Origin of the sequence: Streptosporangium heterodermiicola, from assembly GCF_051390675.1 — a bacterium.
In the GTDB taxonomy this organism is placed as follows: domain Bacteria; phylum Actinomycetota; class Actinomycetes; order Streptosporangiales; family Streptosporangiaceae; genus Streptosporangium.
Map to the genome: position 1 here is coordinate 240,326 of NZ_JBPJSR010000008.1, position 24,329 is coordinate 264,654.

Consider the following 24,329-nt stretch of genomic DNA (forward strand, 5'->3'; position numbering starts at 1 on the left):
TCACGATCACGCCGGTCGGCCTCCCCCTGGGTCACTTGGAGGCCGCAGGAATCATCATGCAAGGGACCGGCACCGGACGGAACGACCCTTACGCTTTCGTCGCCACTCCTTGCCCACTCTTGACCTAGATCACCTACCAGGACCCTTTTGACCTGCGGTTATGTGATGCGTCGCGACACGCCGGTGGTGCGTACGGCGTCGCGGGGGCGGGAGCGTGAACGGCGGCCGGAACGGCACTGAGAGGATGACGGGGTGAGCCGAGTCATCGCGGGAAGCGCAGGAGGACGGCGGCTGGCCGTCCCGCCGGGGCGGGGGACACGCCCCACCAGCGACCGGGCCAGGGAGGGGATCTTCTCCACCGTGGGGTCGCTGATCGGCCCGCTGGAGGGATGCCGGGTGCTCGACCTGTACGCGGGTTCCGGGGCGCTCGGGCTGGAGGCGCTCTCCCGGGGGGCGGAGCACGCGCTTCTCGTGGAGTCCGACGCGAAGGCGATCCGGACGATCAGGCAGAACGTCACCTCGCTGGGGCTTGCCGGCGCCGAGGTCGCCGCCGACAGGGTGGAGCGGCTGCTGGCCAGAGGCCCGGGAGGCCCGGGAGGCGCCGGAGACGGCGAGAACACCGCGAGACCGTACGACCTCGTCCTCGCCGACCCGCCGTACGCGCTGGGCGCCGAGGAGGTGGAGGCGGTGCTCGGGCTGCTGCGCGACCGGGGCTGGCTGGCCGAGGACGCGCTGGTCGCCGTGGAGAGGGAGAGCAGGGGGAAGGATCTGGTCTGGCCCCCTGGGTACGAAGAGGAGAGGGTCCGTCGTTACGGCGAAGCGTCCGTTTGGTACGGTCGCGCCGCCGGGAATCCTTAGAGCAGGGGGTCCGCCTTGCGTCGCGTTGTCTGTCCGGGATCGTTCGATCCCGTCACGAACGGTCATCTGGACATCATCGGCCGGGCTTCCCGGCAGTACGACGAGGTCGTCGTGGCCGTACTGATCAATATCGAGAAGAAGAGCCTGTTCACGGTGGAGGAGCGCATCCAGACGCTCCAGACGGTCACCAAGGAGTACGGGAACGTCCGCGTGGACAAGTTCCACGGCCTCCTGGTCGACTACTGCAAACAGCAGGAGATCCCCGCCATCGTGAAGGGCCTGCGCGCGGTCAGCGACTTCGACTACGAGCTCCAGATGGCGCAGCTCAACTACCGGATGTCCGGGGTCGAGACCCTGTTCATGGCCACCGGCCCCGAGGTCTCCTTCCTGTCGTCCAGCCGTATCAAGGAGATCGTCAAGTACGGCGGGAGCGTGGCCGGGCTGGTACCCGATCTTGTGCAGGAACTCCTGGTCGAACGGCTCAGGGGCTAGGCCCTGCTATTCTCTTATTTCGGCCTTGCACGACGGCGATGATGCGCCATGCCTAATGAGAGCGGAATGACTCAGCACCTTGACCCCCGAGCCCCATGGGTGATCTCGACCCATGACCTGGGGCGGCGACCAGGGTCGATGCGCCGGATGAATCTCGCTCTCCCGGCACCGGCGGACATCGGCGTCGACATGATCGGCGTCCCCAAGGACGCCGACGTCGAGCTGGACATCCGGCTTGAGGCGGTCATGGAGGGTGTGCTCGTCACGGGCACTGCGCAGGCCCCACTGCGGGGGGAGTGCGCACGCTGCCTGGAACCGGTCATCTCGCTAACCGAGGTGGACTTCCAGGAGCTGTTCTTCTACTCGGCAGAGGATGCTGCCGAGAGTGACTCGCTTCTCGACGGTGAGCTTCTCGACCTCGAACCCGTGTTTCGCGACGCGGTGGTGCTCACACTGCCGTTGAGCCCGGTCTGCGGTGAAGACTGCACCGGGCTCTGCGTGGAGTGCGGGGTCAGGCTGGCGGACGCCGAGCCTGGCCACGGCCACGAGGTGGTCGACGCCCGCTGGGCGAAGTTGCAAGGTCTGATTCCGGAACATAACAACGATCAGGAGAGCTGACGTGGCTGTCCCCAAGCGCAAGATGTCGCGGAGCAATACTCGCTCCCGCAGGTCGCAGTGGAAGGCCGCCGCGGTTTCGCTCGTGAGCTGCCCCCAGTGCCGCTCGCCGAAGCGTCCGCACGTGGCGTGTCCGACCTGCGGCACTTACAACCGCCGTCAGGTGATCGAGCCCTCCGCCTGATCGCATTCTGACCGACGGATGCCGGCCGGGTCCCCCACGGGCCCCGGCCGGCGTCACCGTCTGCACCCCCTGCGATGGCGGTCCGCCCGCGGCTGTGGTGGACGCCGGGGTTCGCGGTAGAACGCGTGCCCTCCCGGCGCCCACCACATCTTCGGGCACCTCTCGTTCCTTCCTTCGCCATCGCGCATTCGCTGATAGAACGTGCGAGGAGAAGCCGTGGGTACGAGCGTGAAGCCGATCGCTGTCGAGTTCGTCAAGGAAGAGCTGGAGCGCCTCCTTCTGGTGCGCCTTGACGTCGCCATCCTGGAGCGGGCGCTGACGCACCGCTCCTACGCGTACGAGAACGGCGGCCTGCCGACCAACGAGCGCCTGGAGTTCCTCGGCGACTCGGTGCTGGGCCTGGTCGTCACCGACACCCTCTACCGCAACCACCCGGACCTGCCCGAGGGGCAGCTGGCCAAGCTCAGGGCCGCGGTGGTCAACATGCGCGCCCTCGCCGACGTGGCCCGCTCGCTGGGCCTGGGCCGCTTCCTGCGGCTCGGCCGGGGCGAGGAGGGCACGGGAGGCCGCGACAAGTCCTCGATCCTCGCCGACACCCTTGAGGCGCTCATCGGCGCGGTCTACGTCAACAGGGGCCTGGACGAGGCGTTCCGCGTCGTCCACCTGCTCTTCGACCCGCTCATCACCCGCTCCGCCTCGCTCGGCGCCGGGCTCGACTGGAAGACCTCCCTGCAGGAGCTCACCGCGTCCGAGTCGCTCGGCGTGCCCGAATACCATGTCGAGGAGAGCGGTCCCGACCACGCCAAGTCCTTCACCGCGGTCGTCCGCGTCGGCGGCGAGGCGTACGGTTCGGGGTCGGGGCGCTCGAAGAAGGAGGCCGAGCAGCAGGCCGCCGAGGCCGCCTGGAACCGCATCCGCGAGGACCGCGAGCGGCGCGAGGCCAGCTGACCCGCGGGCAGAGCCGCCCTGAGCCGATCCGAGTCGCCCGAGAGAGGGGACGCATGCCCGAGCTGCCCGAGGTCGAGGTGGTACGCCGCGGCCTGGAGCGGTGGGTCTCCGGCCGGGTCGTCGCCCGCGCCGAGGTGCTCCACCCGAGGGCGATCAGGCGGCACGTCCCCGGCGCCGTGGAGTTCGCCGCCCGCATGGAGGGCCGCACGGTCGGCCCCGCCGAGCGCAGGGGCAAATACCTGTGGCTGCCCCTGGACGGCTCCGACGCGATCCTGGCGCACCTCGGGATGAGCGGCCAGCTGCTGGTCGTGGAGCCGGACTCGGCGCCGGAGAAACATCTTCGCGTCCGGATCGGCTTCACCGACGGCGGCCCTGAGCTGCGCTTCGTCGACCAGCGGACCTTCGGCCACGTGCTGGTGACCGGCATGACGCAGGCCGGTGGCCGGGCGGTGCCCGAGCCGATCGCGCACATCGCGGCCGACCCGTTCGAGAGACAGTTCGACGACGACGGCTTCGCCCACCGGCTGCGCGCCCGCCAGACCGAGGTCAAGCGGGCACTCCTGGACCAGTCGCTGATCAGCGGTGTCGGCAACATCTACGCCGACGAGGCCCTCTGGCGGGCCAGGCTGCACGGCGCCCGCCCCACCGCGACGCTGACCCGGCCGAAGGTGGCCGAGCTGCTGGCCGCGGCCCGGGAGGTGATGTCCGCGGCCCTGTCCGAGGGCGGCACATCCTTCGACAGTCTTTACGTGAATGTCAACGGGGAAAGCGGTTACTTCGATCGTTCCCTCGCGGTTTACGGTCGGCGCGACGAACCCTGCTCCCGGTGCGGCGCGCCGATCGTTCGTGAGTCGTTCATGAACCGTTCCTCCTACAGCTGCCCCCGCTGCCAGCCCAGGCCGAGAGGGACCGTGGCGTGACGGACGTACGGCTGACGGCCTGGGTGCGGGGACACGTGCAGGGCGTGGGTTTCCGCTGGTGGACGCGTGCCAGGGCGCTGGAGCTCGGCCTGGCCGGCTGGGCGCGCAACACGGACGACGGCCGGGTGGAGGTGGTCGCGCAGGGCCCGGAGAAGGCGTGCGCCACCCTGCTCGGCCTGCTCAGGGACGGGCACACCCCCGGCCGGGTCGACGGGGTCGTCGAGCGCTGGAGCGAGACCAAAGGCGGTCTCCAGGGTTTTGTCGAGCGCTGACCCCTTCCCCAAAGCGCCCAAAATAAGGTATAGTTGACCGTCGAGAGTGCCTACTGGTGCATCCATCCGGAGCGTTCAACTTGACCGTCTCCCTCACCGGTGCGACTCTTGATAAAGAACCACGCGCACCCCTCCCGCGGTAAAAGAAGTGCGCGAACCAGTCTGGTCACTCAGCGTGGAGGACCCTTTACTATGGCGAAGGCTCTACTCGGCCACGTCGGCGGTCCCGACCCTCGTATGGTCTCGGAAATGCGTCGCCTCCAGCAGCGCATCCGTGATCTCGAGGGAGAGCTCACCCGGCTCCAGGCCCAGAACGACGAACTCGCGGCCGGCACCCGCGACGAGGAGTTCAACCGTCTGCAGGATCGCGAGCCGGCTCTCACCTAACGGGGGCCGGGACGTAACACACAGTCCAGGGACGCCTCTTGGGGCGTCCCTTGTCATATCGATACGCGCGTCACAACCGTCACGCGCGTCCTATATGCCGTGCCAGGAAGGCCAGCTGCTCGGGTAAGACCCTGCGGCGGTAGGCCGTGTCCTGGCACCCTTCGGTAATCCCTCCCTCGGCCGTGGCACCCAGTGCCTTCAGGCCCTTCAGCATGGTCTGGGTCTGCCGGGCCCACGCGTCGCGCTCGCCGCACCCCAGCCACACCGGGATGTCCACGAGCTCGCGCAGCGGCGCCTGGGCCGCGCTCACCGTGGGCGACGCCGCGACCACGGCCCCCACCTGTTCGGGGCCGAGCTCCGCGGCGAGCCTCAGCGCCCCGGCGCCTCCGGCGGACCAGCCCATCAGCCCGATCTTCGCGGTGTTCATCCCGTTCGTGGTCAGGTACGGCAGCAGCGTGCCAGGGATGTCGGCGGAGGGCCAGTCGTCGATGGAGGCCAGCGCGAAGCGCCCGCCTCCCGCGGCCAGATAGCGGTCGATCGCGTAGACGTCGAACGGCGTGCGCGCGTCACCCGCGGCGCCGTGCAGCATGACCACCACCGGGAGCCCGTCCCCCGCTCCCGGCGGCATTCCGATGATCACGCGCCGCCGGTCGACCCGGCTGCGCTGGAGCGTTCCAGGCGAGGTCACCGGAGGTTCGGGGACGGCGCCGCAGACGATCTGGGCGTACGCGTCCCTGAAGCCCTCGGGCCCGGCCGCCAGCGCGGCGCCGCCGAGGCCGAGCGCGGCCAGCCCGCCGCCCACTAGGAAGGCGCGCCGTCTGAGGAGACCCCTGCCGCCCGATGGGTGTGACGGAGCCTCGCCCTCACCGCGTTCCGCGTCCATGCAGGGCACCATAGGCGGTGCGCGGGCGGGCGCGGGTGAAGAACGGTAGTCTTCCCGCGTGACCGAAGCCGTGGGCTGACTCGTGGGCTGACAAGCCAAGACGCGTTCACCGGAGCCCGGGACACGGCGCGTGACACGCCGGACGGAGCGGCCGTGCCGTGGATGGGGGGTTTCGTTGTACCTCAAGACCCTTACCCTGCGCGGGTTCAAATCCTTCGCCTCCGCCACCACGCTCCGGTTCGAACCGGGCATCACCGCCGTCGTCGGCCCCAACGGATCCGGCAAGTCCAACGTGGTCGACGCCCTGGCCTGGGTGATGGGCGAGCACAGCGCGAAGTCGCTGCGCGGCGGCAAGATGGAGGACGTCATCTTCGCCGGGACCTCCTCGCGGGCCCCGCTGGGACGCGCCGAGGTCACGCTGACCATCGACAACACCGACGGCATGCTCCCGATCGACTACACCGAGGTGACGATCAGCCGCCTGATGTTCCGCGCGGGCCAGAGCGAGTACGCCATCAACGGCGACACCTGCCGCCTGCTCGACATCCAGGAGCTGCTGTCCGACTCCGGCATCGGCCGCGAGATGCACGTCATCGTCGGGCAGGGCCAGCTCGACCAGGTGCTGCACGCGGGGCCCGAGGAGCGCAGGGCGTTCATCGAGGAGGCCGCGGGCGTCCTGAAGCACCGCAAGCGCAAGGAGAAGGCGCTGCGGAAGCTCGACGCCATGCAGGCCAACATGACCCGGGTCCAGGACCTCACCACCGAGCTGCGCCGCCAGCTCAAGCCGCTGGGCCGCCAGGCCGAGATCGCCCGCAGGGCCGCCGTCATCCAGGCCGACCTGCGCGACGCCAGGCTCCGGCTGCTCGCCGACGACGTGCTCACCCTGCGGACCACCCTGGAACGTGAGATGGCCGACGAGGAGGCCGTCCTCACCCGCCGCGCCGCGGTGGAGGTCGAGCTGGAGCAGGGCCAGGTCGCCGAGTCCGAGCTGGAGGCCGCCGAGGCCGAGGCCCAGCCGCGTCTGGCCGCCGCCCAGGAGACGTTCTTCCGCCTCTCCTCCCTCCGCGAGCGTCTCAGGGGCCTGGCCGGGCTCGCCGCCGAGCGGCACCGGAACGCCACCGACACCGCCGTGGAGCGGCGCGGGCGCGACCCCGAGGACTACGAGCGCGAGGCCGAGGAGGTCCGCGAGCAGGAGCGGGTCCTGGCCGAGCTGCTCGAAGGGGAGCGGGAGTCGCTCGCCGGGGCGGTGGCCAGGCGCGCCGAGACCGAGGCCGCGCTCGCCGCCGAGGAGCGGAGGCTGGCCGCGGAGGCCAGGGCCGCCGCGGACCGGCGCGAGGGCCTGGCCAGGTTGAGGGGCCAGGCCGGGGCCGCGCGCAGCCGGGCGGGGGCCGCCGAGGAGGAGATCGGCAGGCTGCGGCGTTCGCTGGAGGAGGCCGAGCGGCGCGCCGAGGAGGCCCAGGCCACGCACGACGGCCAGGAGCGTGCCGAGCCGTCCGCCGACCCCGCGCTCGCCGAGGAGCTGGAGATCGCCCTGGAGACGGTCGAGCAGGCCAGGGAGTCCGTCGAGTCGGCCAGGGCCGGGGTCGAGGAGGCGAAGGCGGCCGTCGCGGCCCCCAGCTCCGCGCTCGGCGCGGCCAGGGCCGCCCTCGCCGCCGCCCGCAAGACCGACCAGCAGGCGCAGCGCCAGGTGGCCGCCCTTGAGGCCAGGTTCGAGGCGCTGGAGATGGGCCTGGCCGGTGGCGCCGACGGAGCCGCCGCGCTGCTCGCCGCCGACCTGGCCGGGGTGCTCGGCCCGGTGGCGACCATGCTGTCCGTGCGGCCCGGCGCCGAGGTGGCCGTCGCGGCCGTGCTCGGGGCCGCCGCGGAGGCCGTCGCCGTGGAGTCGCTGCAGAGCGCCGCCGACGCGATCGAGTTCCTCAGGGGTCACGAGGGCGGCCACGCCACCCTCGTCATCGCCTCGGGCGAGGCGGGGCCGGGGGGCCCTGCGGGCTCACAGGGCTCACAGGGCTTGTCGGGATCGCAGGGCTCACAGCGGCCGGTGCCGCTGGCCGGGGCAGAGTGGGCGGCCGACCTGGTCACGGTCTCCGCCGAGCTGCGGGCCGCCGCCGCCCACCTGCTCGCGAACGTGCTGGTCGTCGACGATCTCGCGACCGCGAGGAAGGCGGTCGAGCAGCGCCCCGAGCTGCGGGCCGTCACCCGGTCCGGCGACCTGCTGGGCACCCACGCCGCCGAGGGGGGCTCGGCGGGCGGCACCTCCGCGCTCCAGATGCGGGCCGCCCTCGACGAGGCCGCCGCGGACCTGGCGGAGGCCGGGGTCGCCGCCGAGCGGGCGGGAGCGGAGCTGGAGGAGACCGCCGAGGCCGAGGCGGAGGCGCAGCTCGCGGTCGAGACCGCCCAGGCGCGGGTCGCCGAGGCGCAGACGGGCGTGCAGAACGCGCAGGCCGGGGTGAACGCGGCACAGGCCGCCCTCGACCGGGTCAGGGCCAGGCAGCGTGACGCCGACCAGCGGGTCGCCGCGGTGGCCAAGCGGCTCGCCCAGCTGGGCGCCGCGGCCAAGGCGGCCCGCGACGAGTGCGAGCGCCTGGCCGGGGGCGTACGGGCCGCCGAGGAGGCGCGCGACCGTGACGCGGCCGGTCTCGCCGAGCTGGAGGAGCGGCTCGCCGCGGCCGTCGGCGCCGAGGAGCTGGAGACCGAGCCCACCACCGAGCTCCGCGACGAGCTCGCCGAGATCTGCGCGACGGCCAGGCAGGACGAGATGGAGGTCCGCCTCGCCGTACGGACGGCGGAGGAGCGGGTCAGGGGCATCGAGGGCCGGGCCGACGAGCTGACGCGCGCCGCCGAACGCGAGCGCGAGGAGCGTTCCAGGGCGGCCGAGCGCCGCGAGTGGCGGCGCAGGCAGGCCCGGACGGCCCAGGCGGTCGTCCGGGGCGCCGAGCGGGCGCTGCGGGCGCTGGAGGCCTCCCTGGGGGCCGCCGCCGGTGAGCGCGACGAGGCCGACCGGGCGCGCGGGCAGATCGACGCCTCGCTCAAGGCCGTCAGGATCCGCGTCCGGGAGCTCTCCGGCGAGCTGGACAAGCTGGTCAACCGGGCGCACGGCAGCGAGGTGGCCCGCACCGAGCAGCGGCTCCGCCTGGAGCAGCTGGAGGGCCGGGCGGTGGAGGAGTACGGCGTCGAGGCCGACACCCTCATCGCCGAGTACGGCCCCGGCGAGCCGATCCCGACGGCCGACGGCGATCCCGTCCCCTACGACCGCGACGAGCAGCTCAGGCGGGCGAGGGCGGCCGACCGCCAGATGGCCCAGCTCGGCAAGGTCAACCCGCTCGCGCTTGAGGAGTTCGCGGCGCTTGAGGAACGGCACTCGTTCCTCACCTCGCAGCTGGAGGATCTCAAGAAGACCCGCCGCGACCTGCTGCTCGTGGTCAAGGAGGTCGACGACCGGGTCGAGCAGGTCTTCGGCGCGGCCTTCGCGGACGTGGCCCGCGAGTTCGAGACGATCTTCACGCGGGTGTTCCCCGGCGGCGAGGGCAGGCTGCTGCTCACCGACCCCGAGAACATGCTGACCACCGGCGTCGAGGTCGAGGCCCGGCCGCCGGGAAAGAAGGTCAAGCGGCTCTCGCTGCTGTCGGGCGGCGAGCGGTCGCTCACCGCGGTTGCGTTCCTCGTGTCGATCTTCAAGGCGCGCCCCTCGCCGTTCTACGTGATGGACGAGGTCGAGGCCGCGCTGGACGACACCAACACCCAGCGCCTGCTCACCCTCTTCGAGGAGCTCCGGCAGACGTCGCAGATCATCATCATCACCCACCAGAAGCGCACCATGGAGATCGCCGACGCGCTGTACGGCGTGTCGATGCGCGGGGACGGCGTCACCCAGGTCATCAGCCAGCGCCTGAGGGAACACGAGTCCGTCTGAGCCGGGGAGCGGTTCGAGGATTCGCGGGGTCGGACGGTGACCGTCGGTGAAGGGCCGCGGGCCGGTCCGGAGCACCGGGGTGTCGGAGCATCCCGGGGCGTCTGGAAAACTGTGCTCTTGTGGAAGCCTATCTCGGCATAATCGCGATCATCGTCGTCATCGCCCTGTTGGCGGGGGGCGGCATGCTCCTGCTGTTCAGGTCGGGGGGCAAGAGCGCGCCGCCGCGGGTCGAACCGCCGCGGGCGCCGTCGATCCCCGAGGAGACGCGGGCCCCCGGCCGGGGCACGGTGGACGACGACGCGTCGACGACCACCGTGCCGCCGCCGGCCAGGCCGGTGGAGCCCGCGGAGGTCACCGTCGTCGCGCCGGTGATCGAGGTTCCGCCGCCGTCCGCCGGACGGATGGTACGGCTCCGCGCCCGCCTGGCCCGGTCGCAGAGCACGCTCGGCAAGGGGCTCCTGGAGCTGCTCTCCCGCGACCGTCTCGACGACGACGCCTGGGACGAGATCGAGGAGACCCTGATCACCGCCGACGTCGGCGTGACGCCGACCCGGGCGATGGTCGAGGAGCTGCGCACCCGGGTGAAGGTGCTGGGCAGCCGGACGCCCGCGGAGGCGCGCTCCCTGCTCAGGGAGCAGCTGCTCGCCCAGATCGGCGTCGACCTGGACCGTACGCTGCACGTCACGCCGCACGGCGAGCGCCCCGCGGTGGTCCTCGTGGTCGGCGTCAACGGCACCGGCAAGACCACCACCACCGGCAAGCTGGCGCGCGTCCTCATCGGTGACGGCGGCAAGGTCGTGCTGGGCGCCGCCGACACCTTCCGCGCCGCCGCCGCCGACCAGCTGCAGACCTGGGGCGACCGGGTCGGCGCCGCGGTCGTACGCGGGCCCGAGGGCGGCGACCCCGCCTCGGTGGCCTTCGACGCCGTCGCCGAGGGCATCAGGGAGAAGGCCGACGTGGTGATCGTCGACACCGCCGGGCGGCTGCACACCAAGACCGGGCTGATGGACGAGCTCGGCAAGGTCAAGCGCGTCATCGAGAAGAAGGCCACGGTCGACGAGGTCCTGCTCGTCCTCGACGCCACCACGGGCCAGAACGGGATGCGCCAGGCCCAGGTGTTCGCCGAGGTCGTCAACATCACCGGCATCGCCCTGACCAAACTCGACGGCACCGCCAAGGGCGGCATCATCATCTCCGTCCAGCGCGAGCTGGGCGTCCCGGTCAAGCTGGTGGGCCTCGGCGAGGGGCCCGACGACCTGGCGCCGTTCGACCCCGAGGTCTTCGTGGACGCGCTCCTCGGGGACTGAGTCCCCCGCCCCGCCCCGCGCCCATCGGCTCGGGGCGTCGCGGGCGGTATGGGTGGGGCGCCCTGCCGCCGCCGGGACGGGCCCGCGAGCCGCGATAAGCGTCGCTTATCGCGATCGGATCGTCCGGAACGCTTCACGACCGTGACCGGCGAGCCGTTCCGGCCGTCCATCATGCCGTACGGGAAGGGAAACCGGGCGCGGCGTCCTGGTGAACCGCGAGGGGGTGCCGGCCCGTCTCTTGAGGAGGAGATTAAGTCCCCAACGCGTGGGAAGCGGGGAGACGTGGAGATGGGTGTCGGAGTTTCTCAGGGCGCGGGCCTCGGCCCGGCGGGCGGCCTCGGCCGGTCGGCGACGGGTTTCGGGAGCACGGCGATCGGTGTTTTTCACGACCCCAAAGTGGGCTCTACCTGGGGTTATGTGATGATGGACACACCTTCTACCGAATCCGGGGAACGATGTTACGATACTGAGACTTGTCCGGCTGTAGAGCGTGTCGCACCCGCCGTAGGCACAGCCAAAGATCAGTCCCCTGACCACGTAAAGCTTTTAACGGCCCCCTTACAAGGTGCCTGCGAGCATCAAGTACGCCGTCAGAAAGGGTGCGTCGCGACGTTGCCGGGCGGTAGTGGGGGGAAGAGCACGAGGGGGGTCCAATGATCACGATGACGGAAGAGCAGCGCCAGGACTGGTTCGAGCGTGACGTCGTGCCGGTCACCAGCCAGCTTTACGCGTCCGCGATGCGTCTGACCCGCAACACCGCCGACGCCGAGGACCTGGTCCAGGAGACCGTCACCAAGGCCTTCACCTCTTACCACCAGTTCCGCGAGGGCACCAACCTCAAGGCGTGGCTGCACCGCATCCTGACCAACAACTTCATCAACGACTACCGCAAGAAGCAGCGCTCGCCCAAGCTCTCGGCCACCGAGGAGATCGAGGACTGGCAGCTCGCCGCCGCCGAGTCCCACATGTCCAGCGGTCTCAAGTCCGCCGAGACCGAGGCGCTGGAGCAGCTGCCCGACAGCGCGGTCATGAACGCCCTGCGTGCCCTGCCCGAGGACTTCCGGGTGGCCGTCTACCTGGCCGACGTCGAGGGCTTCGCCTACAAGGAGATCGCCGAGCGGATGGGCACCCCCATCGGCACGGTCATGTCCCGCCTCCACCGGGGCCGGCGCCAGCTCCGCACCATGCTTGAGGACTACGCCCGCGAGGAGGCCGGCCTCCGCGTCTCCGAGGAGGCCCAGGCCGCCTGACCCGCGTTCCCGCCCCTCTCCCGTTCCCTGACTTCACGTACGGCCCGCACCCGAGAAGGGCGCGGGCCGTCGTCCGTGTGGCGGCGGGTCAGTCCAGCGCCATGTGGAGCCTGACCCTCAGCTCGCCGTCGACGCCGCGCACCTGGACCAGGTCGCAGAGCTGGCGGCTGATCCAGAGGCCGTAACCGCGTGGCGACCCGGGCTCGGGAGGGAGGTATCCGGGCAGCGGGACGTCCAGGTCGCCGCCGCCGGAGTCGGCGATCTCGCACACGATCTCGCCGCCGGCCGCCCAGATGGTCGCCCGGCCGTGTCCAGCCCCGTGCTCCACGCTGTTGGCCGCCACCTCCGAGACGCTCAGCACGAGCGAGGCGACCAGGTCGCGCCGCATGCCCACCCGGTGCGCGTGGTCGGTGACGAGGGCGCGCAGCCGTCCCAGCTCCTCCAGGGTGAAGCCGGTGACCACCGCGGACGGGGGCGGGCCGGGGAGGGGGAGGCCGTCCCCCGGCAGCGCGAACCGCTCGGGGGAGACGTAGCGGTCGCTCCGCCGCAGGCCGGCGTCGCTCAGCTCCGCGGGATGGGTGCGCGGGACGTGGTCGAGCGCCAGCGTCTCGTCGTACAGGCACCACAGACTGACCGGGATCCCGGCGAAGGCGGCGTTGAGCACCGACTCGTAGCGGATCCACTCGCGGGACTGCCGCTCGGTCCAGCCCGACCACACCGGCTCCCCGAGGACCAGCGGACGCTCCCGCTGCCGGATGTAGTCGTGATAGGCGGCGAGGGTCCGCGTCGGGTGGGCGTACCACCTGTCGGCGAGGCGGCGGTCGATGAGACGGGTGTCGGTGCCGAAGGCGTCACCGATCAGGTCGAGCCCGCGCTCGCCCGCGACGACCAGGATCCGCCGGCCCTCGCGGAGGGCACCGGCGATCAGGGGCTGGACGAGTCTCAGGAAGTCGGAATCGGAGCCGTACGCGACAGCCGTGTGCGCGAACGGCCCGCCGGAGTCGAGGAACGCCCGCTCGGGCTGCACGGGGATGACCGTAACAAGCGTCCGGCTTCAACACAACAGAGTCGGTCGGCGACATCGGGTCAACCGGACGCGATCAGCGCGACCGCGGCGAGGGTGAAGCCGATTCCGACCACCTGCACCGTGTTGAGGCGTTCCCCCAGGAAGTGGCGGGCGAGCAGCAGGGTGCTCGCCGGATAGAGCGAGACCAGGACGGCGACGAGGCTGAGCATCCCGCGCTGCTGGGCGAGCACGAAGAGCACGTTGGCGGCCATGTCGAGCGTCCCGGCCGCGAAGATGACGCGCAGCGTGCCGGGCCCGGGGCGCAGGGCGCGGCCGGTGGCCAGCGCGAGCAGGGCGATGGAGGTGACGGAGGTCAGGCGCGCTCCGAGCAGCGGCCACATGCCGGCGTCCGCCGGGGCCTGGGCGATGATGACGAAGAAGCCGCCGAACCCCGCGCCCGCGGCGAGCGAGGCCAGGATCGGGCCGTACCCCCGGGTGGCCTTCCTGTCGGAGGAGCCCCGGCTCACCAGCAGGACCGCGAGCAGCGCGAGGAGCACCCCGCCCAGCGCGACCGGCTCGGGGCGCTCCCCGACGGCGAGCCCGAACAGCACGGGCAGCGCCGCCGAGACGGTCGCGGTGATCGGCGCGACCACCGACATCACGCCGGTGGCCAGCGCCCGGTAGAACAGCACGATCCCCGCGGTGCCGCAGAGCCCGGAGAACGCGCCCCAGGCGAGGGCGGCGGGCGTGGGCGCCTCCGGCAGGAACGGCAGCAGCGCGACGATCACGGCCAGCCCGGCGACCTGGGAGAGGACCACCACCGCGAGCACCCGCGACCGGCGGGTGGCCAGACCGCCGAGGAAGTCCGCGGTGCCGTACACCAGCGCGCAGGCCGTCGCCAGCATCACAGCCGTCACGTTCCACCTCGGTTCAATAGACTGCACTGGTAGGACAATATATGAAGTGCAATGGAGTGCAAATCGAGTTCACTACACTGAACTCATGGATCCAGAGACGATCACCGCCGCGGTCGCCAACAACGTGCGGGCGCAGCGGGCGCACCGGCAGATGACCCTCGACGAGCTCGCCGCGCGCTCGGGAGTGAGCCGGGGCATGCTCGTCCAGGTCGAGCAGGGCAGGACGAACCCGAGCATCAGCACGCTCACCCGCATCGCCGACGCGCTCGGGGTGACCGTCGCGCGGATGGTGGAGGTCGCCGACACGCCCGTGGTGCGGGTGGTCAGCGGCGCCGACGTCGTCACCTTCCCGCACGGGAAGTCCAGCACCGCGCGGCTGCTGGTCGGCACCGACGCGCCCGCCATCCTGGAGCTGTGGGACTGGCGGCTCGCCCCCGGCGACCACCACGACGGCGACGCCCACCCCCCGGGCACGCGCGAGATGCTGACCGTCCTGGAGGGGCGGCTCACCCTCTCGGTGTACGGCAAGAGCCACCTCGCGGAGACGGGCGACGCGGTCGTGTTCAGCGCCGACCGGCCGCACAGGTACGCCAACGAGGGGGACACGCCGCTGCGGTTCATGATGGTCGTGACCGAGCCCCGGGAGACGCCCGACCGCTCCTGACGCCTGCCCCGGAGGGCTTCACGGGGTTTCCGCCGGTCCTGGGAGCTTCAAAGCCCTAACTGCCCCCATGGTGAGGATGCCGGGGTGGTTTCCGCCGGTCCTGGGAGCTTTAAAGCTCTAACTGGCCGCATCGGATGAGACATGGCCACCAGGCGGAGCATCTCGCCGGATGTGGCACGAAGTGGCGCGTCGGTACGGGCAACCGGCCGTTGATGTCCCATCCTGGTGGAATACCCGGTCATGATCTTGCGGGGGGACCCGGCCGGGCCGCTCGCCGTCCCCGCGGCGCTTTCGGGGGGAAGCATGCGGGTGTGGCGGGTGTGGGTCGTGCCGGTGGCGTTGCTGTTCGCGATCTGGGGCTGCACCTCCCCGATCACCCTGGTGGGATCGGTGGAACCCGCGGCCGTGGCACCCCCCGCCCTCCCGCCCGCCCCCGTTCCCGCCCCGGCCCCCGTCCCGGGACTCGGACCCGGCGCGGCGCGGCCGCACTGGGCACGGAACGACATCCCCGTCTCCCCGCGGGCGCGCCGGATCAACTGCGACCGGATCAGGTGCGTGGCGCTGACCTTCGACGACGGGCCGGGGGCCTACACCGAGTCGTTGCTCGACATCCTCGCCGGATACCGGGCCAGGGCGACCTTCTTCGTCATCGGGCGGATGGCCTTCGGCGACGGCGAGAACACCCTCCGCAGGATGGTGACCGAGGGGCACGAGCTGGGCAACCACACCTGGGACCACCCGCAGCTGCCCCTGCTGTCACAGACCGCGATCAGGGAGGAGCTGGGCCGTACCCAGTGGCTCGTCAAGCAGGCGACCGGGGTCACGATGATCCTCATGCGCCCGCCGTACGGGCTGACCGACCCCAGGGTCGCCGCCGAGAGCCGCCAGCTGGGGCTCGCCCAGATCCTGTGGGACGTCGACACGCTCGACTGGCGTGACCACGACCCCTCGGTCGTCGCCCGGCGCGCGATCGGGGCCGGGCCGGGTTCCATCGTGCTGATGCACGACATCCACCGTTCCACGGTCCAGGCCGTCCCCCGGGTGCTGGACGACTTCGCCGCCAGGGGGTACAGGTTCGTGACGCTGTCCGAGCTGTACGGTGGGCGTCCCGCGCCGGGCAGGAAGTACTACAGCAGCCGGTGACGGGGGCCGGTCGAAGGCCCGCGGAGAGAACCGGCGGAGGAGGCGTGAACCCGCCGCGCCCGTTTCCCGACTGTCCCGGGTGAGGAGGCAGGGTGACCGACGAACTGCTGGTGGTCCGGTGCCGGCTCGGCGAGCGCGAGGCGTTCGCCGAGCTGGTGCGGGCCTGGCACGATCCGGTGTGGAACTACGTACGGGGCATGCTGGGGCCCTCGCGGGCCGACGACGTGGCCCAGGAGGTCTGGGTGGCCGTGGTGCGCGGGCTGCCGCGCCTGAGGGAGCCGGGCAGGTTCGCGCCCTGGCTGTTCACGATCGCGAGGCGCGCGGTGGCCGACCGGCTCCGCGAGGAGTACGCCAGGCCGGAGGTCCCGGCGGAGGAGGAGCGGGCATCCGCCGACCCCGGCGACCTCGCCGATCCCGCCGACGCCCTCGTGGACCGCGCGGACCTGCTCGCGGGCCTGTCGGGGCTGCCGGTCAGGGAACGGGAGGTCCTCGTGCTGTTCTACCTGCAGGACCTCTCCCTGGAGGACTGCGCGCAGATCTGCGCCGTCCCCGTCGGCACGGTCAAGTCACGCCTGTCCCGCGCGCGGCGCATGCTGCGCGACCGGCTCACGGAGAGGGGATACCGGAGATGAACGCGGAGGACATGATCGGCAGGCTGTCGGGGCCGCTGTCGCTGCGCCGCAGGATCGGCAACGTCGCGGCACTGCTCGGCGGCCTGGGCGGCGCGCTGTTCACCGGCCTGCTGTGGGCCACGGAGCCCGCCCTGCCGGGCCGTACGCACCTGGCCTTCGGCGCGCTGGTCGCGATCGGCCTGAGCTGGGCCGGTTACGGGGCCTGGGCGCTGACCCGCAGGACGCCACTGTTCGCCCTCGACCGGGTGATCGCCGCCTGGCTCGCGGTGGCCGCGACGGGCCTGCTGACGGCGGGCACGGCCGCCGTCGCGGCCACGAGGGGCACCTGGGCGGGTACGGCGGGGGTCGCCGTCGCCGCGACGCTGGCCGTGCTCGCGGTGGCCGTCCTGCTCAGGGCCCGCGCCGACCGCGCCGCCCTGCTGCGGCGCAGGCGCGAGCTCGGCGGCTGAGGCCCGCCACGGCCAGGGCCGCCGCGAGGCAGGCCATCGGGATCGACGGCAGCACGTAGCGGTGGTCGAAGTCCAGCACGGCGATCGGGGCGAGGAGCAGGAAGACGGCCACCGCCCACGGCAGCAGGGCCGGGCGCCCCCGCCCGATGGCTCCGAGGCCGCCGAGCAGCAGGAGCACGCCGAGCAGCGGGCCGTGCAGGACGCCGGGATAGTGGTACGTGCCCAGGAGGCTCCCGTAAGGCTCGGCCGACGACATCCCCCGGATGTCGCCGTCGTACTCCTTCCGCACCTGGTCGATCAGCGGGAAGGCGGGCAGCGGCCAGGAGCCGACGGGGAACGTCAGGGCGGGGGAGACGCGCAGGGGATGGCGGACCGGGGTCGCCGCGAAGGTGAGCGAGGTGTCGCGGGCGACCTCGCGGAGATAGTCCAGCGGCTGGGCGGCGATGGCGCGCAGCGCGAAGGACCTGGCCAGGTCGTTGTGGGCGAACCGGCCTCCCGGCAACCTGTTGAGCGAGGCGCCGGGAGCCCAGACGTACTCGGACGCGGCGTCGACGACGGTGCCGTTCGGGCAGAGGACCGCCTCCCTCGCCGGTGGCCTGATCACCGAGCAGTCGGCGAACGTCATCGTGCGCGCCCACAGCGCCACGCCGTCGGAGCCGCTGAGCGCGAACCGCCCGTGGTGCTGCTGGTACCAGCCCGCGTAGGCCGCGAGCGGCAGCAGCCCGGCGACGGCCAGCGCCACCACCCGTCGCCGCCCGGCCCGCCGCAGGAGCAGGTGGAGCAGGACCAGTCCCAGCAGCGGCACCGCGGCCGTGCGGGTGAGCCCGGCCAGTGCCAGCAGCAGGCCCGCCACGGCGGCCGCCCGCGCCGACGGCCTGGCCCGCCACATCAGGACCGTCAGGGCGGCGGTGATGAGGAAGATGAGCTGGGTGTCGGACAGCACGGCGTGTTCGAGCCTGAGGAAGGCGGGGTTGAACAGCACGGGCAGGGCCGCCAGGGTGGCTCCCCACCCGGGGAGCGAGTGGCGGCGCAGCACCAGATAGATCATCAGACCCGTGCCGAGGCCCATGGCGTGCTGGACGCCCGCGACGAGCTCCACACTGTGGAAGGGCAGCAGCAGCCGCAGCAGGAAGGGGTACCCGGCCGGGTGGAACGCGCCGGACGGTTCCAGGTGGACGGCCGTGTTCAGATAGGTGAAGGAGTCGTACCAGTAGAGCTGGACGGTGTCGTAGCCGAGCATGACGAGGCCGCGGAGCCCCGCCGCCATGACGATCACGACGGTGAACAGCCGGTGGCCGCCGAGAGCGTCGCGGAGGGCGTGGAGAGCGCGGAGGGCGCGGAGGCGGTCGCGTGGACCGCCCCCTTCTGGCGGGGCGGGCAGGGCCCGGGTCCCGCCGGGTGAGGTGAGCATGGATGGATCCCCCGTTCCGAGGCCGGGGAATTCCCGGCACGGTGGGAGCAGTCCAGCGATCAGCCGATAATCTTGCCGTCACCGAAATCGGTTATGTCCGCGTTATGCCGTCTATGGCACGCTGGCGCGATTCGGAGCCGGGGGAGGCGTCTTGCGGGTGCTGGTCGTCGAGGACGAGCTGATGCTCGCCGACTCGATCGCGGAGGGATTGCGCGGGGAGGCGTTCGCCGTCGACGTCGCCTACGACGGGGAGGCGGCGCTGGAGCGGCTGCGGCTCCACGACTACGACGTGCTCGTCCTGGACCGTGACCTGCCGGGCGTGCACGGCGACGACGTGTGCAGGACCGTGGTCGCCGACGGGGCCCACGTGCGGATCATCATGCTCACCGCGGCGGGCGACGTGCGCTCACGGGTGGCGGGCCTGTCCCTCGGGGCCGACGACTACCTGCCCAAGCCGTTCGCGTTCGAGGAGCTGACGGCCCGCGTGCACGCGCTGGGCCGCCGCGTGCGGCCCGCCGACCCGCCGCTGCTGGAGCGGGCGGGCATCAGCCTGGACCGGGCCCACCGGCAGGTGTTCCGTGACGGGCGCTACGTGCCGCTCGCCCGTAAGGAGTTCGGTGTGCTGGCCGAGCTGCTGCGCGCCGGTGGGGCGGTGGTCTCCAGCGAGACGCTGCTGGAGAAGGTGTGGGACGAGCACACCGACCCGTTCACCAACACCGTGCGGACGACGATGATGAAGTTGCGCCGGAAGATCGGCGATCCACCGGTCATCGAGACCGTCACGGGCGTGGGATACCGCATTCCATGAGGAAGAGCGTTCGTTTCCGGTTCGCCGTGGCCTGTGGCACGGTCTTCCTCTACCTCGGTGTCGTCCTGGTCGCGGGACTCGCCTTCCTCGTACGGCAGAGCCTGGAGCCCCGCGACGGGTTGCGGCATCCCGACTACATCCGGGTCGCGGACTTCCACTACAGGCCGGAACATCCCGAGTACCGGGTGGCGGAGCAGCGGGTCGCGCAGGTCAGGCGCGTCTACCAGGCCGACACGATCAGCAAGGTCCTCACCGTGGGCGGCCTCACGGTGCTCGTGGCCGCCGGGGTCGCGACGGTGGTCGGCTGGCGGGCCGCGGGCTGGGCGCTCCGCCCCGTCAGGTCGGTCACCGAGAGCGCGAGGGACATCGCCCAGAGCCATGACCTCACCGGCCGCATCACCTACGCCGGGTCGGACGACGAGGTCAGGGAACTCGTCGACATCGTCGACACCATCGTCGGCCGCCTGGCCCGTTCCTTCGACGGCCAGCGGCGCTTCGTCGCCAACGCCTCCCACGAGCTGCGCACCCCGCTCACCATCAACCGCACCCTGGTGGACGTGGCGGTCAGGCGGCCCGACGCGACCGAGGACGTCAAGCGGCTCGGCGAGTCCCTGCTGCTGGTCAACGCCCGGCACGAGAGGCTGATCGACGGCCTGCTCGCCCTGACGGAGGGCGAGCAGGCGGTCCTCGACCGCCGCCCCTTCGACCTGACCGACGTGGTCGAGCACGTGCTCGACCTGGCGGGCAAGGAGGCGGGAGAACACGAGGTGACCATCCACCGGCTGCTGGACCCCGCGCCGACCGCCGGTGAACCGGTGCTGGTCGAGAGGCTCGTGCAGAACCTCGTGGAGAACGCGATCCGGCACAACCACGGCGGCGGCCAGGTGTGGGTGACCACCAGGCAGCGCGCCGACCGGGTGGAGCTGGTGGTGGCGAACACCGGGTTGCCCGTACCGCACTACGAGATCGAGACGATCTTCGAGCCGTTCCGGCGGCTCCACGGCGACCGGTTGCGTTCCGATCGCGGCAGCGGCCTGGGACTGTCGATCGTCAGGGTCGTCGCCGAGGCCCACGGCGGCACCGTGACCGCGGGCTCCCGCGAGGAGGGCGGCCTGACGATCACCGTCGAGCTGCCGCGCGAGAGCCCCTGACGCCCGGTCATCGGGTGCCCGCGGGTATCGGGCGAGCCGGGTGCCCGCCGCTATCGGGCGGGCCGGGGGCGCGGTTCGGGGATTTCGGGGATTTCGGGGATGAGGCGGGCAGGCCGGTCCCTCGGCGCGGGGAAGCCCTCCCAGGGCTTCCCGGGCGGCCCGATCCGGTACGGCGCCGCCCCCCCGGGAGGGAGCCGTACCGGAAGGGACGTCAGCCGAGCAGCGTCACGAGCGCGGCGAAGGCCGCCCACGCGAGGAGCAGGGCCAGGTGCATCCGGCCGGTCAAAACCTGCATGGTGATCCCCCTTTCGGTACGGAATCCTGCCCGGCCGCTCTTGTGGAACGGTTGGGAATCACTGGTTCCTGGTGATCACACCGCAGGCGACGCGCCCGCCGGAGTCTCCCGCCTTGAGGGTCTCCGCGTCCGGGCCGACACCGCTCGGAGGGCCCTGGTGGCTGTAGCGGTCGGGAATGTTGGAGTGGTTGTCCGGCAGGGCGTGGACGACGACGGAGCTGCCGTCGGCGTCGAAGAGCTGCGCCACCCGGAAGCGGTCGGTCACGACGGTCGCCTCGCCGGTGCCGTCGGCGGCGACGAGGAGGTTGGGCAGGTCTCCGGAGTGCCCGCTGTGCGCGACCGGCGGGATGGTGAAGTGCGGGCCCGCGCTGGCGAAGGGGCTGCGGGTGACCGGGTCGATCGCCCCGGGGTCGCAGACTCCCTTCGCGTGGACGTGGAAGCCGTGGTATCCGGCGCGCAGGCCGGCGACGGTGACCGTCAGCCTGGACTTGTCGCCCGGCCTGTGGTCGATGCGCAGGAAGCCGATGTTCTTCCCGGCCGTGTTCTTGATGACGGCCTTGGCCGACGGCGCCGACCCCTGTGAGATCCCGGGTGTCCGCGAGGTCGCCTGGGCGGCCGGCAGGGTACCGGCCGCCAGCGCGCCGAGCGCGACGGTCAGGGCGAGACAGGTTCTGTGAAACATGAGATATCCCCCGTACGAGTCCTGGGCTCCCCTGCCGTGACGGGGAGCGGCCAGCACAGGGTTCCTACCCTTCGGGGGACGGGAATCGAGGGCACCACGCCGCCTCACCAGGCAAAGTCGTGGCGTGCGGGGTCGTTCGGGGATCAAACGGAACCGTCCCGCCGGGTGTGCCCGGCGGGACGGTGTGAAGCGGGCGCCGTGGAGCGGAGGCGGCGCGGTGGGTCAGGTGCGGCAGGTGGGTCAGTTGGTCCGCTTGGCGCGGGCGGTGGTCCGGGCGCGGGTCGAGGCGTCGAGGACGACCTTGCGGATGCGCACGTTCTCCGGGGTGATCTCCACGCACTCGTCCTCGCGGATGAACTCCAGCGCCTGCTCCAGCGAGAGCTGGCGCGGCGGGATCAGCGTCTCCGTCGTGTCGCTCGTCGAGGAGCGCATGTTGGTGAGCTTCTTCTCCTTGGTGATGTTCACGTCCATGTCGTCGGAGCGCGAGTTCTCACCGACGATCATGCCCTCGTAGACCTCGGTGGTCGGCTGGACGAACAGGACGCCGCGCTCCTGCAGGTTCAGCATGGCGAACGGGGTCACCGGGCCCGGCCGGTCGGCGACCAGCGAGCCGTTGTTGCGGGTGCGCAGCTCGCCGAACCACGGCTCGTAGTCCTCGAACACGTGGTTCACGATGCCGGTGCCCCGGGTCTCGGTGAGGAACTCGGTGCGGAAGCCGATCAGGCCGCGGGCCGGGACCACGAACTCCATGCGGATCCAGCCGGTGCCGTGGTTGGTCATGTGCTCCATGCGGCCCTTGCGGACGGCGAGCAGCTGGGTGATCGCCCCGAGGTACTCCTCGGGACAGTCGATGGTCACCCGCTCGACCGGCTCGTGGACCTTGCCGTCGATGACCTTGGTGACGACCTGCGGCTTGCCGACGGTCAGCTCGTAGCCCTCGCGGCGCATCTGCTCGACCAGGATGGCCAGCGCCAGCTCGCCACGGCCCTGCACCTCCCACGCGTCGGGACGGTCGGTCGGCAGGACGCGCAGCGACACGTTGCCGACGAGCTCCTTGTCGAGCCGGTCCTTGACCATGCGGGCGGTGACCTTGGAGCCCTTCACCCGGCCGACCAGCGGCGAGGTGTTGGTGCCGACGGTCATGGAGATCGCGGGCTCGTCGACCGTGATGAGGGGCAGCGGGCGCGGGTCCTCGGGGTCGGCGAGGGTCTCGCCGATCATGATGTCCGGGATGCCGGCGATCGCGATGATGTCGCCGGGACCCGCCTCCTCGGCGGGCTTGCGCTCCAGCGCGTCGGTCATCAGCAGCTCGGTGATCTTCACCCGCTGGATGCTGCCGTCGGTGCGGCACCAGGCGACCTGCTGGCCCTTCTTGATGGTGCCCTGGTGGACGCGGCAGAGCGCGATCCTGCCCAGGTAGGACGAGGCGTCGAGGTTGGTGACGTGCGCCTGCAGCGGGGCCTCCGGGTCGTACACCGGGGCCGGGATCGTGCTCTTGATGACGTCGAACAGCGGCTCAAGGTCCTCGGAGTCCGGCATCCCGGCGTCCTCGGGACGGTTGAGCGAGGCGCGCCCGGCCTTGGCCGAGGCGTAGACGATCGGGAAGTCGATCTGGTCCTCGGTGGCGTCCAGGTCGATGAAGAGCTCGTAGACCTCGTCCACGACCTCCTTGATCCGGGCGTCGGGGCGGTCGACCTTGTTGATGCACAGGATGACCGGCATCTTGGCGGCGAACGCCTTGCGCAGCACGAAGCGGGTCTGCGGCAGCGGCCCCTCGGAGGCGTCGACCAGCAGCACGACACCGTCGACCATGGACAGGCCCCGCTCGACCTCGCCGCCGAAGTCGGCGTGGCCGGGGGTGTCGATGATGTTGAGCGTCATGCCGCCGTGCTTGACGGCGGTGTTCTTCGCGAGAATGGTGATCCCCTTCTCGCGTTCGAGGTCGTTGGAGTCCATGACGCGGTCGTCCACGTCCTGGTTGACGCGGAAGGCGCCCGACTGCCAGAGCATGGCATCCACGAGAGTGGTCTTGCCGTGGTCGACGTGCGCGATGATCGCGATGTTCCGCAGGTCGTCGCGGCTGTTCAAAGGCATGATGGAGTCTCACTCTGTGATCGTGGAGGCTGGCCGCGGACAGTGCGGCCCTCCCATTTTAGTTGATCCGGACAATCGCTCTCACGCCTCCGGCAGATGAAGTGCGCCAATTCACCCTCCGGACACCTCTCCGACCCCCCTGCGGTGACCCGGCGGCGACCCGTGTCAGGTACGGCGGACCGGTCCGCGGCCGGGCGTCCGGCACTCCCTAAGCTCGGATCCATGCCTCTCGCACCGTCGTTTCCCGTAATGCTGAGAACCCGGGACAATCTGCGGATAGACGCCGCCCACACCCCCTCGCGCGGCGCGGACGACCTCGGGATCGTCCTGGCCCACGGGTTCACCGGATCGCTCAGGGACCGCGCCACGCGCCGCATCGCCCACGTGCTCAGCGGGTTCGGCGGGGTGGTGGCGTTCGACTTCAGGGGACACGGCCGCTCCGGGGGCCGGTCGACCGTGGGCGACCTGGAGATCCTCGACGTGGAGGCGGCGGTACGGCACGCGCGGCTGGTCGGCTACCGGCGGGTCGTGACCGTCGGGTTCTCCATGGGCGGCGCGGTCGCCGTACGGCACGCGGGGGTGATGGGCGGCCCGGACGCGGTGGTGTCGGTGAGCGCGCCCGCGCGCTGGTACTACCGGGGGACCAGGCCGATGCGGCAGGTGCACTGGGCGATCGAGAGGCCGATCGGGCGGCTGGCCGCGCGGCTGGGCAAGCGCACCCGGATCATGAAGGGGGTGTGGGACCCGCTGCCGCTGGCGCCGTACGAGGCGGCCGCGAAGATCTCACCGGCGCCGCTCCTGGTCGTGCACGGCGACGCGGACCGGTTCTTCCCCCTCGACCACGCGTACCAGATCTACGAGGCCGCGAACGAGCCGAAGGAGCTGTGGATCGAACCCGGCTTCGGCCACGCGGAGTCGGCGGCCACCCCGGAGCTGGTCCGCCGCATCGGGAGATGGGCCGCGGCCCGTTTCGGTCACCCGGAAGCTGTCTATCCTCGTGAAGATTGACCGTATGCCTCGCGAGAATTGACCGGACGGCGATGTCGATGTG

Annotated in this window: 24 protein-coding genes; 18 read left to right on the top strand and 6 right to left on the bottom strand. The window is 71.6% G+C overall.

What is annotated here, in order from left to right:
• The first annotated feature begins 252 nt into the window (after window positions 1–252).
• The 8 genes from rsmD to ACSC1Q_RS19615 all read left to right on the top strand — a co-directional run bounded on the left by rsmD (window position 253) and on the right by ACSC1Q_RS19615 (window position 4,676).
• Window positions 253–858: a 16S rRNA (guanine(966)-N(2))-methyltransferase RsmD gene (rsmD, locus tag ACSC1Q_RS19580; protein WP_436760138.1), complete on the top strand. Its 606-nt coding sequence runs from the start codon at window positions 253–255 to the stop codon at window positions 856–858.
• A 15-nt stretch (window positions 859–873) separates the two neighbouring features.
• On the top strand, window positions 874–1,350 hold the full coding sequence (gene coaD / locus ACSC1Q_RS19585; protein ID WP_344748159.1) for a pantetheine-phosphate adenylyltransferase: 477 nt from the start codon (window positions 874–876) through the stop codon (window positions 1,348–1,350).
• A gap of 66 nt (window positions 1,351–1,416) precedes the next feature.
• Complete coding sequence (locus ACSC1Q_RS19590; RefSeq protein ID WP_436760139.1) at window positions 1,417–1,968, top strand: YceD family protein; 552 nt, start codon at window positions 1,417–1,419, stop codon at window positions 1,966–1,968.
• A gap of 1 nt (window position 1,969) precedes the next feature.
• Window positions 1,970–2,149 carry a 50S ribosomal protein L32 gene (gene rpmF, locus ACSC1Q_RS19595; protein ID WP_012894381.1) on the top strand — a complete coding sequence of 60 codons (180 nt, stop codon included), beginning with the start codon at window positions 1,970–1,972 and terminating at the stop codon, window positions 2,147–2,149.
• A 264-nt stretch (window positions 2,150–2,413) separates the two neighbouring features.
• The gene (rnc, locus tag ACSC1Q_RS19600; protein WP_329094214.1) at window positions 2,414–3,097 is read left to right on the top strand and encodes a ribonuclease III; all 684 of its coding nucleotides are present in this window, start codon (window positions 2,414–2,416) and stop codon (window positions 3,095–3,097) included.
• Between the two features lie 53 nt (window positions 3,098–3,150).
• Window positions 3,151–4,017 carry a bifunctional DNA-formamidopyrimidine glycosylase/DNA-(apurinic or apyrimidinic site) lyase gene (gene mutM / locus ACSC1Q_RS19605; RefSeq protein WP_436760140.1) on the top strand — a complete coding sequence of 289 codons (867 nt, stop codon included), beginning with the start codon at window positions 3,151–3,153 and terminating at the stop codon, window positions 4,015–4,017.
• The gene (locus ACSC1Q_RS19610; protein WP_436760141.1) at window positions 4,014–4,289 is read left to right on the top strand and encodes an acylphosphatase; all 276 of its coding nucleotides are present in this window, start codon (window positions 4,014–4,016) and stop codon (window positions 4,287–4,289) included. Before mutM ends, ACSC1Q_RS19610 begins: the two co-directional genes overlap by 4 nt.
• Before the next feature lie 192 nt (window positions 4,290–4,481).
• The gene (locus tag ACSC1Q_RS19615) at window positions 4,482–4,676 is read left to right on the top strand and encodes a hypothetical protein (RefSeq protein WP_344748163.1); all 195 of its coding nucleotides are present in this window, start codon (window positions 4,482–4,484) and stop codon (window positions 4,674–4,676) included.
• A gap of 79 nt (window positions 4,677–4,755) precedes the next feature.
• Here the strand turns inward: ACSC1Q_RS19615 and ACSC1Q_RS19620 are convergent, their stop codons facing one another.
• Window positions 4,756–5,559: an alpha/beta hydrolase-fold protein gene (locus ACSC1Q_RS19620; protein WP_436760142.1), complete on the bottom strand. Its 804-nt coding sequence runs from the start codon at window positions 5,557–5,559 to the stop codon at window positions 4,756–4,758.
• Window positions 5,560–5,734: 175 nt separating this feature from the next.
• On the opposite strand from ACSC1Q_RS19620, the gene smc reads away from it, so the two are divergent.
• The 3 genes from smc (at window position 5,735) to ACSC1Q_RS19635 (ending at window position 12,026) form a co-directional block, all read left to right on the top strand.
• Window positions 5,735–9,469 (top strand): chromosome segregation protein SMC, encoded by a 3,735-nt coding sequence (gene smc / locus ACSC1Q_RS19625; protein WP_436760143.1) that lies wholly within the window; start codon window positions 5,735–5,737, stop codon window positions 9,467–9,469.
• A 119-nt stretch (window positions 9,470–9,588) separates the two neighbouring features.
• On the top strand, window positions 9,589–10,776 hold the full coding sequence (ftsY, locus tag ACSC1Q_RS19630; RefSeq protein WP_436760144.1) for a signal recognition particle-docking protein FtsY: 1,188 nt from the start codon (window positions 9,589–9,591) through the stop codon (window positions 10,774–10,776).
• A gap of 653 nt (window positions 10,777–11,429) precedes the next feature.
• On the top strand, window positions 11,430–12,026 hold the full coding sequence (locus tag ACSC1Q_RS19635; RefSeq protein WP_350969508.1) for a sigma-70 family RNA polymerase sigma factor: 597 nt from the start codon (window positions 11,430–11,432) through the stop codon (window positions 12,024–12,026).
• An 88-nt stretch (window positions 12,027–12,114) separates the two neighbouring features.
• Here ACSC1Q_RS19635 and ACSC1Q_RS19640 read toward each other — a convergent pair whose 3' ends face one another.
• Together ACSC1Q_RS19640 and ACSC1Q_RS19645 are read right to left on the bottom strand one after the other, a co-directional pair.
• Window positions 12,115–13,053 (bottom strand): anti-sigma factor RsbA family regulatory protein, encoded by a 939-nt coding sequence (locus ACSC1Q_RS19640; RefSeq protein ID WP_436760145.1) that lies wholly within the window; start codon window positions 13,051–13,053, stop codon window positions 12,115–12,117.
• 59 nt (window positions 13,054–13,112) lie between these two features.
• On the bottom strand, window positions 13,113–13,949 hold the full coding sequence (locus ACSC1Q_RS19645) for an EamA family transporter (RefSeq protein ID WP_436760146.1): 837 nt from the start codon (window positions 13,947–13,949) through the stop codon (window positions 13,113–13,115).
• An 85-nt stretch (window positions 13,950–14,034) separates the two neighbouring features.
• Between ACSC1Q_RS19645 and ACSC1Q_RS19650 the strand changes: the two genes are divergently transcribed.
• From ACSC1Q_RS19650 to ACSC1Q_RS19665, 4 genes are all read left to right on the top strand, one after another.
• Complete coding sequence (locus ACSC1Q_RS19650; RefSeq protein WP_436760147.1) at window positions 14,035–14,613, top strand: helix-turn-helix domain-containing protein; 579 nt, start codon at window positions 14,035–14,037, stop codon at window positions 14,611–14,613.
• Window positions 14,614–14,853: 240 nt separating this feature from the next.
• The gene (locus ACSC1Q_RS19655; protein WP_436760148.1) at window positions 14,854–15,756 is read left to right on the top strand and encodes a polysaccharide deacetylase family protein; all 903 of its coding nucleotides are present in this window, start codon (window positions 14,854–14,856) and stop codon (window positions 15,754–15,756) included.
• 92 nt (window positions 15,757–15,848) lie between these two features.
• A complete protein-coding gene (locus ACSC1Q_RS19660) occupies window positions 15,849–16,388 on the top strand; it encodes an RNA polymerase sigma factor (protein ID WP_436760149.1) in 540 nt (179 codons plus the stop codon).
• Window positions 16,385–16,837 (top strand): hypothetical protein, encoded by a 453-nt coding sequence (locus tag ACSC1Q_RS19665; RefSeq protein ID WP_436760150.1) that lies wholly within the window; start codon window positions 16,385–16,387, stop codon window positions 16,835–16,837. Before ACSC1Q_RS19660 ends, ACSC1Q_RS19665 begins: the two co-directional genes overlap by 4 nt.
• Here ACSC1Q_RS19665 and ACSC1Q_RS19670 read toward each other — a convergent pair.
• Entirely contained in the window at window positions 16,779–18,248 is a 1,470-nt protein-coding gene (locus ACSC1Q_RS19670; protein ID WP_436760151.1) for a hypothetical protein, read from the bottom strand. The genes ACSC1Q_RS19665 and ACSC1Q_RS19670 overlap by 59 nt on opposite strands.
• A 151-nt stretch (window positions 18,249–18,399) precedes the next feature.
• Between ACSC1Q_RS19670 and ACSC1Q_RS19675 the strand changes: the two genes are divergently transcribed.
• Together ACSC1Q_RS19675 and ACSC1Q_RS19680 are read left to right on the top strand one after the other, a co-directional pair.
• A complete protein-coding gene (locus ACSC1Q_RS19675; protein WP_436760152.1) occupies window positions 18,400–19,056 on the top strand; it encodes a response regulator transcription factor in 657 nt (218 codons plus the stop codon).
• Window positions 19,053–20,207, top strand: a complete 1,155-nt coding sequence (locus ACSC1Q_RS19680; protein WP_436760153.1) for a sensor histidine kinase — start codon at window positions 19,053–19,055, stop codon at window positions 20,205–20,207. Before ACSC1Q_RS19675 ends, ACSC1Q_RS19680 begins: the two co-directional genes overlap by 4 nt.
• Window positions 20,208–20,560: 353 nt before the next feature.
• On the opposite strand, the gene ACSC1Q_RS19685 is transcribed toward ACSC1Q_RS19680, so the two are convergent.
• Both ACSC1Q_RS19685 and typA read right to left on the bottom strand, forming a co-directional pair.
• On the bottom strand, window positions 20,561–21,184 hold the full coding sequence (locus ACSC1Q_RS19685; protein WP_436760154.1) for a superoxide dismutase family protein: 624 nt from the start codon (window positions 21,182–21,184) through the stop codon (window positions 20,561–20,563).
• A 240-nt stretch (window positions 21,185–21,424) separates the two neighbouring features.
• The gene (gene typA / locus ACSC1Q_RS19690; protein ID WP_350969521.1) at window positions 21,425–23,278 is read right to left on the bottom strand and encodes a translational GTPase TypA; all 1,854 of its coding nucleotides are present in this window, start codon (window positions 23,276–23,278) and stop codon (window positions 21,425–21,427) included.
• 249 nt (window positions 23,279–23,527) lie between these two features.
• On the opposite strand from typA, the gene ACSC1Q_RS19695 reads away from it, so the two are divergent.
• Window positions 23,528–24,286, top strand: a complete 759-nt coding sequence (locus ACSC1Q_RS19695; protein WP_436760155.1) for an alpha/beta hydrolase — start codon at window positions 23,528–23,530, stop codon at window positions 24,284–24,286.
• Window positions 24,287–24,329 lie beyond the last annotated feature (43 nt).